Source organism: Deinococcus sp., from assembly GCF_018260405.1.
In the GTDB taxonomy this organism is placed as follows: domain Bacteria; phylum Deinococcota; class Deinococci; order Deinococcales; family Deinococcaceae; genus Deinococcus.
In genome coordinates, this window is record NZ_JAGLBG010000006.1 from 48,018 (window position 1) to 62,341 (window position 14,324).

Below are 14,324 nucleotides of genomic sequence, written 5' to 3' on the forward strand. Positions count from 1 at the left end.
TGCGGGGCAGCTTTAGAAGTCCACCCCCACCGGCAGCTCTTTATCCTGTTGCCCGGCGGGAGACACTACACTCGGAAGATGAAGTCCCTGCTTTTCTTGTCCGGCGTGGTTTTGCTGCTGAGTGCCTGTCATCCGGCAGACGGCAAAGCCGCCCAGACCCAGGCGCACTATCAGACGCAGACGGTGAACAGCCCTTCCGGGCAGACCGACAGCGCCAGCGGCCTGAGTTGGATGAATGTTAGCCAGCTGCCGCGCGAGGGCCAGCAGGTCTATGCCCTGATCGGCTCGGGCGGCCCGTTCAGGTATTCCAAAGACGGCGTACCCTTCGGCAACCGCGAGGGCCTTTTACCGCGCCAGCCGCGCAACTATTACCGCGAATACACCGTGCCCACGCCGGGGGCGGGCAACCGGGGCACCCGGCGCATCATCTGCGGGGGGCAGCCCACAACCAGCCGCGCCGACTGCTACTACACCGCCGACCATTACGTCTCGTTCCGGAGAATTCGCCCATGACCCTGTTCCACACTGCGCCAGACGGCCTTCAGCCCGCCCCGCACGACGCCCGCGCCCTGGCTGCCGGGCAACAGATCACCACCCATGAAGTCCAGTTGGCACAGGTTGAAGACAAAGGCAGCCTGATGACCGCGCTCGTGGCGGGCCTGGGCCTGCGCCCGACCTTTGGCCACAACTGGGACGCACTGTACGACGTGCTGACCGATCCGGCAGAGTTCCCGGACAAGTCGGCCATTTTGCTGCGGCACCATGAGCCGTTTCGCCAGCGCCACCCCCGGCTGTGCGAACAGCTCGAAGGCGTGCTGCTCGACGCCCAGGCCGAGAATAGGGAGCAGGGCCGCCAGTTGTGGCTGCTGACCGATACGCCCTCATAGAGCCGCGCCGCAGAGCGAAGTCCGTGTAAGCAGCGTGACCTCAAACAAGGCTGAAGTACCGAAGAGCGCCCGCGCTATCCTCGGGAGATGACTGAGGGCAACGTGACAGCCACGGGAACACGGCAAAATTACATTCTGGGCATCGACACGTCCTGCGACGACACCGGGGTCGGCATCGTCAGCCTAGGTGCCGACGGCGGCACGCAGGTCAGGGCCAACCGCATCTGGTCGCAGACCGTTCACGCGCAGTATGGCGGCGTGATGCCCGAACTCGCCAGCCGCGAACACGTCGAGCGCATCGACGACATTTTGCAAGGCGCTCTGGCCGAAGCCGGGCTGAAGCTGGGCGACCTCACAGCGGTGGCGGCGACCTCCGGCCCCGGTCTGGTCGGGGCGCTACTGGTGGGCCTGATGTACGGCAAGGGGCTGGCGCAGGCGTTGAACGTGCCTTTTTACGCCGCGCACCACCTGGAAGGGCACATTTACGCCGCAGCCAGCGAGGCCGAACTGGAACGGCCTTACCTGGCGCTGGTCGTCTCGGGCGGGCATACCCACCTGTTCGACGTGCAGCACGCGGGTGAGTACCGCCTTGTGGGGGCGACGCGCGACGACGCGGCAGGCGAGGCGTTCGACAAGGTGGCGCGCCTAGCGGGCCTGGGGTATCCGGGCGGCCCGGCGATTAGCGAGGCGGCGCGGCGCGGCGACCCCACCGCCGTGCCTTTCAAAGAACCGCTGCAAGGGCAAAAGGGCTTCGACTTCAGCTTCAGCGGCCTGAAGACAGCGGCGCTGCTGGCCTCGCGGGCGGGGGCCAAACCCGACGATCTGGCGGCCAGTTTCGAGCGGGCCGCCGTAAGTTTTCTGGTCAAGACCACCGTGCGGGCCGCCAAAGCCCTGGGCCGCACCACGGTGGTCGTATCGGGCGGCGTGGCGGCCAACCAGGCGCTGCGGGCCGCATTTGCCGCCACCGACCTACGCGTAGTGTTTCCGGGCCAGGGCCTGAACACCGACAACGGCGCGATGATCGCCCTGGCCGGAGCCGCCGCCGTGCGGGCAGGCCGCGCCCCCAGTGCGCTGGCGGTAGGCGCTGAAGCTTACGCACCGCTGGCAAACGTAGAAGCGCAGGTGGACTGACCCGGATTGCGCTCAGTTGTGGTGGGGTCGGGAGGCGGGCAGGCCCCTTCATGGGTGCCGCTCTGCCCAAGAAGCGGGCAGGCCCCATCACGGGTGCCGCTTTGGTCAAGAAGCGGGCAGGCTTGCTCAAGCGAGTCCGTTTTGCCCAAGAGGGCACCGCCTGTAACGCCATCCCGCGAAACCCGGCCCGTATCTTTTCCTACGCGCATTCCCGCGTATCCGGGGTGTGACTTTTGATGCCGAGCAAAGCGAGTGACTTTTGACGGGCGGCGGAAGGCTGGAGCCACTCGGGGTGAGGCCCCGCAAATGGCGTAACTATGCAAGCTGCTCTAAGCTGAGGCCCATGATGATGCGCGAGCGGCACTGGTTGCTAGGTCTGGGAGCCGCCACGCTGCTGGTCGGCGGAATGACCCTCGGCCCCGCTTTCTTTCCGAAGCCGCATATTCCCACAGTCACGCGGGTCAGCCTTCCAGCAGCGGTCGGTACACCTCCGGCAGGCAGCGCGGAACCCCCGATTTACCCGGCCACCGCCAGCGTCACGCCGCTGATTTCGGGCCGCCTGAACTTGAACACCGCCACCGAGGAGCAACTTGAAGCGCTGCCGAAGGTGGGGCCGTCGCTGGCAAAACGGATCATTGCCGGGCGGCCCTACCGTTCGCTGGACGACCTCGATCATGTAAAAGGCGTGGGAGAAACGACGCTCAGGCGCCTTGAGCCGCTGGTGACATGGTAGCGAGCGGGCCGAATCCGGGTACGCGGGCCACCACGGGCCGACTGCCCTGGTCGGTGGTCGCCGTCCTGGGGGTCGTCGCGGGGATTTTTCTGGCGCTGGGGCTGTGGTGGGGCGCACTGGCCGCACTGCTGGGGACTGTGCTGTGCCTGCTCGACGCCCGCCCGCTGCTGGCCGCGTTGTGCCTGGGCATGGTCGGGGCCGGATACGGCGCGGCCCACCTTCAGCTGGCGCGGCCTGATGCGCTGGCCCCCTGGATCGGCGCTCAGGTGACCTTGCGGGGCCACTGGGACGGACAGTTTCTGAGTACTGCTCAGCCGGTTGCACGGGTAGCGCTCTCGCCCAAGCCCGCTGAGGCTCCGGGTGAACTGACCGTCACAGGCCGCCTGGAACGTCCGGAAGGCCAGCGCACGCCCGGCGGTTTCGATCAGGCGGCGTGGCTGCGGTCGCAGGGCGGGCTGCTGGTGCCGACACCGGGAAGCGTTCTGGTGGCCGCAAAAGTGAAGTCCAGTCAGCCGGAGCACGGGCTGCGCGGCTGGTTCCGGCGTGGCCTGAGCGTAGGGCTGTCGGCGCAGCAGGCCGCCATCATGCAGGCGATCGAACTGGGCGACCGGGGCGACATCGGGCGCGAGGAGTTCCGCGAGGGCTACAGCGTGCGCGACGCTTTTAACCACGCGGGGCTGGCCCACCTGATGGCGCTCTCGGGGCAAAACGTCGCTCTGCTGACCGGGGCCTTGATCGTGCTCCTAGGCTTTCTGGGGGCGCGGCCCTGGGTGCGCTACGGCCTCCCGGCGCTGCTGCTCGTGCCGTATCTAGTCGTGCTGGTCGGCGTTTCTCCTAGCATTACCCGCGCCGTCATCATGGGGCTGGCGGTGCTGGTGGGTCTGGCCATTGGACGCGGCAAACCCGGCGCACTAGGCACCGTCGCCCTGGCTGCACTCGCGTGCCTGCTGCTTTTTCCGCTGTGGCTGCTGGACACCGGGTTTCAGTTGTCGTTCCTGGCGGTGCTGGCGCTGCTGTTCTCGGGCCAACTGGCGGGGCGGCTGCCGGAACGCTGGCCTCACGCGCTGCGGCTGGCCCTGGCGGCGACCGTGCTGGCCGAACTGGGCACGCTACCGCTCATCGCTTCTAACTTCGGGCAGGTGCCGCTGGTCGGGCTGCCCGCCAACCTGCTGGCCGAACTGCTGATGGCCGTGCTGGTGCCGCTGGGCTTTGTTTCCGGGCTGCTAGGGCCTGCGGCGGGGCTGGTCAACTGGGCAGTGGGGCCGCTGGCCTCTTTGCTGCTGGGCCTCGCCAACCTGTTCGGGCAGGCTCCGACGCTGGGCTGGGGTCATATCGGCGCGGGCGGGTACGCGGCCTATGCTCTGGCGGCGGGCGCGGGGCTTCTGGGCCTTGGGGGCAAAATCAGGGCGGCTTCGGCGCTGGCCGTGGCCCTGCTGTGCGCGGCGCTGACCTGGCTGCCGAATCAACTGCGCCCCCCGCGCGAACTGGTGTTTCTGGATGTCGGACAGGGCGACTCGACGCTGCTGCGCGTGCCGGGGCTGACCATGCTGGTAGACGGCGGCGGCTCGGTGGGCAGCAACTACGACGTGGGTGGCCGGACGGTACTGCCTGCGCTGCGGGCACTGGGCGTTCGCAAAATCGACGTGATGGTCGCCACGCACGCCGACACCGACCATATCGAGGGCCTCAGCACCGTCCTCCGGCAGCTGCCCGTGGGTGAACTGTGGATCGGGCAGCGCAAACAGGGCGACCCGGTGCTGAACGCCGTGTTGCAAGCCGCCGCCGAGCGGCACGTCCCGGTGCGCGAGATCAGGCGTGGTGACCGCGTCACGGCTCCGGGCGTAACCGTCACGGCGCTGTGGCCCGCCGGTCAAGTGTGGTCCACCGCCGATAACGACAATTCGGTGGCCCTGAAAATAGAGTCGGGCGGCTGGACAACGGCCATTCTGGGCGACCTGCCTGACCCTGCCGAACTATATCTGGGGGCCGGGCACCTCGACCTGCTCAAGACCGCGCACCACGGCAGCCGCCTCAGCACCAGCGCAGACTTTCTGGCCCACACCACCCCCAGAGACGCCCTCATCAGCGTCGGGGCACACAACACCTACGGCCACCCCAATCCAGACGTGCTGGAGCGGCTGGCGGCGGCCCACGTCCGCGTTTGGCGCACCGATCAGAGTGGCACGGTGCGCTGGCCGGTTCCGTAGGCCAATGACGCTGAGGCAGCCCGGCACAGACTTTAACGCGCCAGAGGCGCTATACCCTTAGACCATGTCTGCGACCTCCGATTTCCTGACCCGCCTCGAACAGTTGCCCGGCAGTTATGCTGGCCCCACCCGCACCGAAACGTCCCCTTACGCGGTGGTTGGCGCGGGCGAGGGGGTGCTTCCCGCCGACCTGTTTCACACATTGATCGGGGTCAACCTGACCCGTAGCGGCACTCAGTTTGTCCTGTCGAGCGCCGACGCCGCCGACGCCGCCCGCACCTACGCCGAACTGGCCGAGGTCGCCGGGGCCACCGTGCGGCGGGTCAGCACCGGGGGCGAGGCTGAGGACGTGGACATCCTGATGCCGGGCGGCGCACTGGGGGCCTACCACTTCGCGCAGTACCTCGCCCACGCTACCGGGCACGCCGAGGACGCGGCGCGGGCCGATCAGCTGATGGCCGACCTTGCCAGCCGCTGCGCCCCACACGTGACCGAGAACAACCCCGCCCGCGACCTGGCCTGGAGCCTGTGGGAACGGGTGCCGCTGCTCCTGGCTTCGCCCGACGGCGACGCGCTGCCGCAGGCGTGGCAGCATGTGTTGGCGCGGGTCGGCAAGACGCTGGCGATTGCCGTGACGGGCGACCCGCTGCCCTTCGTGACGGGGGCCTTTGAGGCTAAGCACGAACGCGGAGATGGCCGAGTGGCCCTGATTCTGGGCGACAGCGACGAGGCCCTGCGGATCGTGGCCGAGATTCTGGAAAGCCGGGTAGACGAGGTCATCCATGTGCCCTACCCGCAGGGCGCGGAGCCGGGATACGCCGCGCAGCTGTCGCTGTGGTATTTCGGCGTGTGGGTCGCGGCCTACCTAGCCGAGCGCTACGGCCAGACGCCCACCGACGCCCCGGTGCTGGGCCGCGCCCAGGCGGTGCTGGCGGGCGCAGAAACCGGGGACACCCTGAAGGCGGAGCGCGATGAGACGCGGCCCCGCGATCCCCGAGACGATTCCCAGGACGCTTCGCAGAACGAATGGGCCGACGACGCTGAGGACGACGACGACGACGAGGACGACCTCGGCATCGAGGATTAGGCCGGAAGCCTGACGGCCCGTTGGTGTCCCCAGCCCAGAACCTCACCGCGAACCTCACTGTGCCGCAGCAGTCTGCTTTAGCCTTTGAGGGTCACTTCTGGCCGCGCCGTGCCCGCTGTCCGGGTGTCCCGCCCTTCCCGCTGCAAAACGGATTCCGCTCAATTCTGCTACAGCCGGGAAGCGGGCAAGCCCCATAAGGGTGCCGTTCTGCCCAAGACAGCGGGCAGGCTTGCTCAAGCAAGTCAGCTTTGCCCAAGAGGCGGGCAGGCCCCATCCTGGGTGCCGCTTTCCCCAAGAGGGCACCGCCCGCACCGCCATACCACAAAACCCCTATTTTTCCTTCTTGCACCCGCTCAGACTGAATCCAAGACTGGCCGGTTCAATCGGCTATTGGTCACGTCCCAGCCCAGCATGGCGTACACGCTCGCCGTCCACCCGGTATCGTTCAGCACGCGGTAATGGTGCGCCCACTGCCAGCGGCGGTAGGCATCGCCAGCGGCTTCCAGGCGGGCTTCGTCTTGCAAGGCGTCGGCCAGTGGGTTCTGCGGCGGGGCGCTGAGGTGCTGCAAGCTCAGGGCACCTTCCAGCTCGGCCAGCGTCTTGGGGCCGAAGGCGAAGGACACGCGGCCCCCCTGCCCAGCCTCTTGTAGCCAGCGGCGCAGGTCGGCTTCCGGCGGCAGGGCGTACAGGATAACTTCCTGACCGCAGAGCGCCGCGCCCGGTTCCAGCAGCTGCACCCCCGGCACGTTGTCACGCAAGAAGCCCACCACGCCGTTCTCGGCGTAGGCCACGGCACCCGTGCTCAGACGGCCCATCGCCTCGCGGGGATTGAGGCGCGGCAGGCTGGTCAACGCTCCGGCGGTGTCCTCCGAGTCAGCGCCCTCCAGTTCCAGCGGCTGGGGGGGGCGCAGCGCCTGAGCGTGCAGCTCCAGACTAACGCGGCCCCGCCACTCGTTCAGGTTCAGGTGGGTGCCCAGGTCGCGTTCACCCGCCTCGGCGCGGGTTTCGCCGTACTTCACGCCCTTGAGTTGGCCCAGGCGAAATTGCAGGCTATTGGCGTTTTTGCCGACCAGACGCGGCTCGGTCAGGTTGCCGCGCACATGCCACAGCGGGGGGCGGTGGCCTTCGCCAAACGGCTCGAAGGCGTGGGCCTGCTCGACCAGTTCGGGCGTGGCCCCCAGCAGGGGCAAAGGCGCGTCGAGGCGCACGGTGGGCACCGGCTCCGGGAACTGCCGGGCATAGTCGTGAATACGCTCACGGAAGGCGCCGAAATTGTTCGGGTCGAGTGAAAAGCCCGCCGCGCCGGGGTGTCCGCCGAACTTTTTGAGCAAGTCCTCGCTGTTCCGCAGGCCCTGCACCGCGCTGATACCGGGCGTGCTGCGAACCGACCCCTTGCCCTGCGCCACAATATAGACGGGCTTGTAAAAGGTTTCGACCAGCTTGCTGGCCACGATGCCCATCACGCCGGGGTGCCAGTCGGCGTGCGTAAGCACCAGCGCGGGGTCGTCTGGATTCACCAGCGTCAACGCCTGCTTGAACATCTCGTCTTGCAGGGTGCGCCGCTCGCCGTTGCGCGTTTCCAGATAGGCGGCCAGCCGTTTGGCGTCGTGCAGGCTGGTGCAGGTTAGCAAGTCCAGCGCCACATCCGCCTCCCCCATGCGCCCGGCAGCGTTCAGGCGTGGGGCCACGATAAAGGCCACGTCCCGCGCAGTGGGCTGCCTAACCGCCTTGCCGTCCATCAGTGCCCGCAGGCCCGGCAACTCGGTGTGGGCCAGTTCAGCGAGGCCCGCACGCACCAGCGCCCGGTTTTCGCCCAGCAGCGGCGCCACGTCGGCCACCGTGCCGATACAGGCCAGGGCGCTCAGGTGGCGCGGTTCAGGCAGGCCCAGCTCCTCGTAGACTGCCCACAGCAGGTGATAGGCCACGCCCGCCCCGGTCAGGTTGTGCAGTTCGTGGTCGTAGCCTTCGGTCAGGTGCGGGTGAACCACCAGACAGTCCGGAAAATCGGGGCCAGGCGTATGGTGATCCGTCACGATGACCTCGGTGCCGCCCCGCAGCAAGGCCCTGATCTCCTCCAGATTGGTCACGCCGCAGTCCACCGTAACAAGCAGGTCGCTTTCGGTGGCGTGCTCGGTAACGCGGTCCATGTGAACGCCGTAGCCCTCGTTCAGGCGGTGTGGAATAAAGCCGTGCACCACTGCGCCCGCCGCCCGCAACCCCAGCACCAGGGTCGCGGCGGCACTCACGCCGTCGGCGTCATAGTCACCGTGAATGCGGATGCGTTTGCCTGCCTGCACCGCCGCCACGATGCGCCGAGCCGCTTCACGCAAAGCCGGATTGGGCGTCAACGTCAGCGGGGGGTCAAGCAGCCTGGGCGTCACGCCGCGCCCGCTAAGCACCTGGGCCAGCGGAGGCGACACGCGCCACTGCCGCATGGTGTCAAGCAGCACCTCGCGGCTGGCGGGGCGAGCCAGCACCCAACGCGTTCCGGATGCCTGGGCAGCTCGCGTCATTTGTCTGCCGCCTGAAGCGCAGGCACATGCGGCGTCTCGGCAGCTCGCTCGGCGGGCAGCGACCCCAGCCGGGCCTGCAAGGTGGCGGCCAACCGCTGCTCGGTGGCGTGGCGCTCGCGGATGGTATGGCGGCGGTGAATTTCGGTACGCAGCAGCGTGGGCAGCAGCAGCAGCGCACTGTACAGCCCGCCGACGACCATAAAGAGGCCGGTGGTCACTCCTGTAGAGAGCAGCAGTTCGCCGCGTCCCAGTGGCAGCGGCAGCCGGATCAGGCCGGGGTTTTCCAGGGCGATCAGGACAAGGTAAGCCAGCAGCGCCAGCAGCAGCAGCACTTGAATAAACGGCATGACGCGCATATCGGGGCAGTTTAGAGCATTCGGCAAAAGAATGAAATTTTATCCCCCGACTCGTAAAGCCGCTTACAGCACGAATGGAGACGATCAGGAGGGATTTGGGGAGCTGCGGGCACAATGACGCCATCTGGGAAACACAAGCCCACACGCCCCCAGAGCCGTCTGGCCCCGGGCAAAGGAAACCTGAAGGCTAGAATGTGGGCCGCGCAGAAAACCGGGGCGCGGGCTGGGGCTAGACTCCGGGCATGATCGAGTCATTCATCGGGCACACGCCGATTGCGCAGCTCAAACGCTTGGCCGGGCCGGACATGGCCGACGTGTTTATCAAGCTCGAAGGCCAGAATCCGGGTGGCAGCATCAAAGATCGCACCGCCCTGGGCCTGATCGAGGATGCCGAGGCGCGGGGCGTGCTGCGTCCCGGCGGCACCATTATCGAGCCGACCAGCGGCAACACCGGAATTGGCCTGGCGCAGATCGCGGCGGCACGCGGTTACAAACTGATTTTGTGTATGCCCGCCCAGATGAGCGAGGAGCGTAAGCGCACGCTGAAAGCCTACGGCGCACAGCTAGTTCTGACTGACCCGGTGCGCCGCATGGCCGCCGCCATCGAGGAAGCCGAGCGACTGGCCGCCGAGACGGGCGGCGTGGTTATGGGCCAGTTTACCAACCCGGCCAACCCCGCCGTACATGAACGCACCACTGGCCCCGAACTGTGGGAGCAGATGGAAGGCCGCATCGACGCCTTTGTGTACGGCTCAGGTACGGGCGGCACCATCAGCGGCGTGGGCCGGTTCCTGAAAAGGCAAAACCCGGACATTCAGGTCATCGCCTGCGAACCCGCCCGCAGCAACGTGATTTCGGGCGGCGAACGCGGCGAACACGGCTTTCAGGGCATGGGGCCGGGGTTTATTCCCGGCAACCTCGACCTTAGCGTTCTCGACGGCGTAATTCAGGTCTGGGAGGAAGACGCCTATCCGCTGGCCCGCCAACTGGCCGAGCAGGAAGGCATTTTCGTGGGCATGAGCAGCGGAGCGATGGCCTGGGCCGCGCTTGAAGTGGCCCGCAGGCTGGGGCCGGGCAAGCGCGTGCTGACCATCGCCTGTGACACCGGAGCGCGTTACCTGACCACGGCCCTGTTTGACGGCGGACAGGACACGCCGAAGGGGTATAAGGTGCGGTCGCGGGAGCTGCTGGTGGAAGTGGACTCCTAGAGCTACTCGCAAAGCGGATTCGGTCGCTTGGCCCAGACCCGCGTAACTGTAACCGGGAGCTCCCTAGCTAGTGAGAAGTGGTCAGTGGTGGCTGGCAGGCCAGGGAACTTGGTGTTCTTCCAGCTCAACCCTATTCGGCGCCGCGCCCATAGCACTTTTTCCACTCACGACTGACCCCTCACGGCCTTCTTGTCCTCCCCCCCTCTTTTCGCCACAAGCCCTATTATTTCCCCTATGTTGTTTCTCTCCGCCCTACTGCTAGCCGTCGCGTTTCTGGTGGGAAGTCTGCCACTGGGACACTGGCTGCTGGCCCGCTCGGGCGTCAGCACGCGCCTGAACAATGCCCATAACCTGGGGGTGGAGAACGTGCTGCGGCGAGTCGGCCCGCACCTGGCCCTGGGCAGCGCCGCGCTGGACGCCCTCAAGGGCTTTGCGGCCATCCTGATGGTTTCCAGTTACGGCCACCCCGAAGTGACCATCATGGCGGCCCTGAGCACCTACCTGGGGCACCTGAACCCGCCGCGCTTTTTATTTGGCTCGACGCCGCCGCGTGGCCGGGGTAACTTGGTGCTGCTGGGGGTGCTGGCCGGGCTGATCGTCACCGGAGCCGTTCCCTTCTGGGCCGGGCTGCTACCGGTGCTGGCCTACGCGGGCGTGGCCGGATACTGGGGCTTTATCAGCGCGGCAACGCTGGCGGGCCTGGGGACGCTGGCCGCAGCAGTCGCCGCCCTGCCACTCAGTCCCGCTCCCAAACTGACCACGCTGGCCCTGCTCATCAGCGCGGCGTGGCGCTTTAAGGAAAACCTGGGCCGCATCCTGGACGGCACCGAGCCGCGTGTGGGCGAGGACGTGCCATTGGCGGGCAAACGCGAGGACGTGGTGGTGGCCGCCTTCATGATTCACCCCATGAACGTGCACGATTTCTGGTCGGCGCAGCGCTTTGCCTGGCTACGCCCGCTGGTCGAAAAGGGGCTGATCAGCGAGAAGACCGTACGCCAGATGGCCGACGAGATGCGCCCCATGAAGGTCGGGGAACTGCGCGGCATCCGCACGCCGCAGGGCAAGGAAATCCGCTGTTACCTGCTGTCCTCACCACTGCTGCCTGACCGTTTCAGCGACAACCCCGAACTGGCGACCCGCCGGGCCACCGAGGGAGCACGCCTCGCTCACGAACTGGGCGCAGAGGTCTTCGGGCTGGGAGCGTTCTGGAGTGTGGTAGGCAACAAGGGCGTAGACGTGCAGGCGGCTGTGCCCGACATCACCATCACCAACGGCGGCGCGTATACCTCCGGCACCATCAAGATGGCCATTCCAGGCATCTTGCGGCACTTCAGCGAAACCGGGCGCGACCTGAAGCAGGCCACGGCAGGCATCGTGGGCGCAAACGGCGTGGTGGCCTTTGGCATCGCCCGCACAATTGCCCCGCAGGTCGGTAAAGTCATCATGATCGGGCGCGACTTGGTAAAGCTGGAACGCAGCGCAACCACCCTGCGCCGGGCCAATCCAGACACCGAAATTGTGACCACCACCAGTTACGATACGCTGAATCAGGCCGACCTAATCTTCAGCGCCACCAGCGACCCCAACCCGGTGATTTTTCCGCGCCATGTCAAGCCCGGTACCTGGATTTTCGACGAGGGCCGCCCCGCCGACGTGGACGAGAGCGTGCGCGAGGTGCCTGGAGTGCGCCTGATTCCCGGCGGACTGGTGCGCCCGCCCGGCTCCATGACCACCAACATCGACCTACAGTTTGGTGATGGAAACGTGCCCGCATGCCTTGCCGAAACGCTGATTATTGCTGCTACTGGCGAACACCAGCGCAAGAGTCTGGGCGCCCAGACACTGATCGAGAACATCAACTTCTTCGTCGACGAGGCGCAGAAACTGGGTTTTGAAGTGGTGGACTGAACATAAGCCTGAGCCTGCTTAGAGCAGTGCTCCGAATGATGAGCACGTCGGAACAACACCGCCGCCCCCTTCATTCTACGTCCTGCTCTTTCTTTTTCACTCGTTCCACTCGGCAAAAAGATGGTCAAAAGAGCGCCATCTTTTTGCAAAATGCTCTAAATCCCCGTCTTGGTCACGAGCTGTAAGAACTTAGCGAACTGGATTACGTTAGGGTAATCCGGTGAGGAATAAAGCGGCGCCCGCACTTCCAGCCATCGAGGTGCGCGGCCTTTCTAAAAAATTTGGGCAGATCAGCATTCTTGAGGACGTGAATCTGGCGGTCAAACCTGGCGAGGTCTATGCCTTGACCGGACCGAACGGGGCGGGGAAGACCACCCTGATCCGGACCATGACCGGTCTCGCCTTTCCGACAGGAGGCAAGGTTCAGATTTTGGGTCTTGACATTCATACCAACGGCATACGGGCGCGGGCGCACCTGGGCGCGGTGGTGGAGGCTCCAGCCAAGTTCTATCCGCAGTTCACCGGCACAGAGAACCTCAGGATTCATTCCAGCCTGGCCGCTATGGCTCCGGGGCAGCCCGCCATCAGCCGCGACCGCTTGCGGGAAGTGCTGGCCCTGCTCGAACTGACCCGTATGGCCGACCGTAAGGTGTCCGAGTACTCGCTGGGGCAGCGGCAGCGGCTCGGGGTCGCCAGCGCCATTTTGTCTGAACCCAAAGTCCTGATTCTGGACGAACCGACCAGCGGCCTTGATCCTCTGGGCATCGGTCTGATTCACCGAATCGTGACCAGTCTGGCGACCAGCGGGTGCGCGGTTATTCTCAGCACGCACCACCTGCGCGAAATTGCCACCTATGCTCATACAGTCGGAATTCTGACGGGCGGGCGGATGGTCGATACCGTCGATCTTAAGCAGCGCCGCGCGGCGTTCCGTTTCCGGGTAGAAGACCCCGTGGCGGTGGCGGCGGCCCTGGAACAGTTGCCCTTCGTGCGCCGGGCTTCCACCCGGGTGCCCTACGCTGTCGCCCAGTTGACCGACCCAGGCAGTATGCCCGATGTATTGATGTTCCTGGCCAAAGAAGGGGTCCGGGTTTTCGAGGCCAGCCCGGACCATTTCAATCTTTACGAGTATTACCGTGACCGCGTAGGACAAGCCTGATGCGCCGCAGCTGCACCCCTGAATTCCCCAGCGTCTGGGACTGCGTTGGGGACTGCGTTGCGGCGCTCCGGCCTTGCGCTTTTCCTCAATATTCTGTTTTTCTGCCCCGGAGGGCCGCGTGCTGACCCTGATTACCCTTGAATTTCGCAAGCTTTTAGGTTCCCGCAGTGCTCAACTGGCGCTGCTCATCAGCTTTTTTCTGCCGCTTTTGTGGGCAGTGGCCCCCCGGCTGGGTCTTTTGCTCGGCAATATGGCTGTGGTCAGCGGTTGGCAAATGCCCGCCGTGAGCATCGGCGTGGCGGTACAGTTCATGATTCCGCTGTTTATTGCCGTGGTCGTGGCCGAAATGATCGGCACCGAGGTTTCCCAGGGAACGCTGGCGCCTTTGCTGCTGCGCCCGGTCAGCCGCAACCACGTGATGTTCAGCAAGCTGCTGGTCGCCTTGAGTTTCCCGTTTCTGCTGATCGCGGCCACTGTGATCGGTTCGCTGCTGGTCGGCATTCCCAGAGGCTTCGGGATGTTCGGGGGCGGTACAGGTATGGGGCCGGGGCTTTTTGTGGGCGTCGGTACGCTGACCAGTGGAGCCGCGTTTGCCGAGGTGCTGCGCGGCAGTCTGCTGGCCGCCGTGATGCTGGTGCCGGTCGCCGCGCTGTCTCTCCTGTGCGGGGTTTTATTCCTAAACACGGCTTCGGCGGCCCTGGCTACGCTGGCTATTTTGAACATCATGCGGTTGCTGGTGGTTTTTCCGCAGGCCCTTCAGCGCGTGCTGCTCACCAACTATCTGGCACTGTACACCCAGCAGGGCAACCTGACGCAGGCGCTCATTTTGCTGCTGATCTATACCGTGGGCTTTAGTGCAATGGCTCTTATCGCCTTTGATCGGCGCGACATCTGAGACAGACTGCCGGTCTGTGTGGTTGACCACCCGCAAAGACGCCGGGTGGCCAACTCCTCGCCCGGAACCCGTTTCTCTGCTGCTCGCACTGCCTCGCCGCTTTGCAGGTTCGGCCTGGGTGAAAGCTATTGCCAACCTTCTAACCAGTTAACCAGAGTCTGTATGAGAGGCTGTCTGAGGCCCATATCGTCGGAGTATCCATGCTGCCCTCTTCATCAGGCGCACAATCGCTGGAGCAGA

General features: G+C 65.7%; 12 protein-coding genes. 10 read left to right on the top strand and 2 right to left on the bottom strand.

What is annotated here, in order from left to right:
- The first annotated feature begins 78 nt into the window (after window positions 1–78).
- The 6 genes from QZ269_RS02080 (at window position 79) to QZ269_RS02105 (ending at window position 6,045) form a co-directional block, all read left to right on the top strand.
- Window positions 79–513, top strand: a complete 435-nt coding sequence (locus QZ269_RS02080; RefSeq protein WP_291423779.1) for a ribonuclease domain-containing protein — start codon at window positions 79–81, stop codon at window positions 511–513.
- A complete protein-coding gene (locus QZ269_RS02085) occupies window positions 510–887 on the top strand; it encodes a barstar family protein (RefSeq protein ID WP_291423781.1) in 378 nt (125 codons plus the stop codon). Before QZ269_RS02080 ends, QZ269_RS02085 begins: the two co-directional genes overlap by 4 nt.
- A gap of 87 nt (window positions 888–974) precedes the next feature.
- Window positions 975–2,018 (top strand): tRNA (adenosine(37)-N6)-threonylcarbamoyltransferase complex transferase subunit TsaD, encoded by a 1,044-nt coding sequence (gene tsaD / locus QZ269_RS02090; protein WP_291423783.1) that lies wholly within the window; start codon window positions 975–977, stop codon window positions 2,016–2,018.
- A 343-nt stretch (window positions 2,019–2,361) separates the two neighbouring features.
- Window positions 2,362–2,751, top strand: a complete 390-nt coding sequence (locus tag QZ269_RS02095) for a ComEA family DNA-binding protein (protein WP_291423785.1) — start codon at window positions 2,362–2,364, stop codon at window positions 2,749–2,751.
- The gene (locus tag QZ269_RS02100) at window positions 2,745–4,958 is read left to right on the top strand and encodes a DNA internalization-related competence protein ComEC/Rec2 (RefSeq protein WP_291423787.1); all 2,214 of its coding nucleotides are present in this window, start codon (window positions 2,745–2,747) and stop codon (window positions 4,956–4,958) included. Before QZ269_RS02095 ends, QZ269_RS02100 begins: the two co-directional genes overlap by 7 nt.
- A 64-nt stretch (window positions 4,959–5,022) precedes the next feature.
- Window positions 5,023–6,045 carry an SIS domain-containing protein gene (locus QZ269_RS02105; RefSeq protein WP_291423789.1) on the top strand — a complete coding sequence of 341 codons (1,023 nt, stop codon included), beginning with the start codon at window positions 5,023–5,025 and terminating at the stop codon, window positions 6,043–6,045.
- A gap of 353 nt (window positions 6,046–6,398) precedes the next feature.
- On the opposite strand, the gene QZ269_RS02110 is transcribed toward QZ269_RS02105, so the two are convergent.
- Window positions 6,399–8,558 (bottom strand): DHH family phosphoesterase, encoded by a 2,160-nt coding sequence (locus tag QZ269_RS02110; protein WP_291423791.1) that lies wholly within the window; start codon window positions 8,556–8,558, stop codon window positions 6,399–6,401.
- Complete coding sequence (locus QZ269_RS02115) at window positions 8,555–8,914, bottom strand: hypothetical protein (RefSeq protein ID WP_291423793.1); 360 nt, start codon at window positions 8,912–8,914, stop codon at window positions 8,555–8,557. Before QZ269_RS02115 ends, QZ269_RS02110 begins: the two co-directional genes overlap by 4 nt.
- A gap of 242 nt (window positions 8,915–9,156) precedes the next feature.
- On the opposite strand from QZ269_RS02115, the gene cysK reads away from it, so the two are divergent.
- From cysK to QZ269_RS02135, 4 genes are all read left to right on the top strand, one after another.
- Window positions 9,157–10,122, top strand: a complete 966-nt coding sequence (gene cysK / locus QZ269_RS02120; RefSeq protein ID WP_291423796.1) for a cysteine synthase A — start codon at window positions 9,157–9,159, stop codon at window positions 10,120–10,122.
- 234 nt (window positions 10,123–10,356) lie between these two features.
- The gene (locus QZ269_RS02125) at window positions 10,357–12,030 is read left to right on the top strand and encodes a glycerol-3-phosphate acyltransferase (RefSeq protein ID WP_291423798.1); all 1,674 of its coding nucleotides are present in this window, start codon (window positions 10,357–10,359) and stop codon (window positions 12,028–12,030) included.
- Window positions 12,031–12,250: 220 nt separating this feature from the next.
- The gene (locus tag QZ269_RS02130) at window positions 12,251–13,189 is read left to right on the top strand and encodes an ABC transporter ATP-binding protein (RefSeq protein WP_291423800.1); all 939 of its coding nucleotides are present in this window, start codon (window positions 12,251–12,253) and stop codon (window positions 13,187–13,189) included.
- A 118-nt stretch (window positions 13,190–13,307) separates the two neighbouring features.
- A complete protein-coding gene (locus QZ269_RS02135; RefSeq protein ID WP_291423802.1) occupies window positions 13,308–14,084 on the top strand; it encodes an ABC transporter permease in 777 nt (258 codons plus the stop codon).
- The last annotated feature ends 240 nt before the right edge of the window (window positions 14,085–14,324 follow it).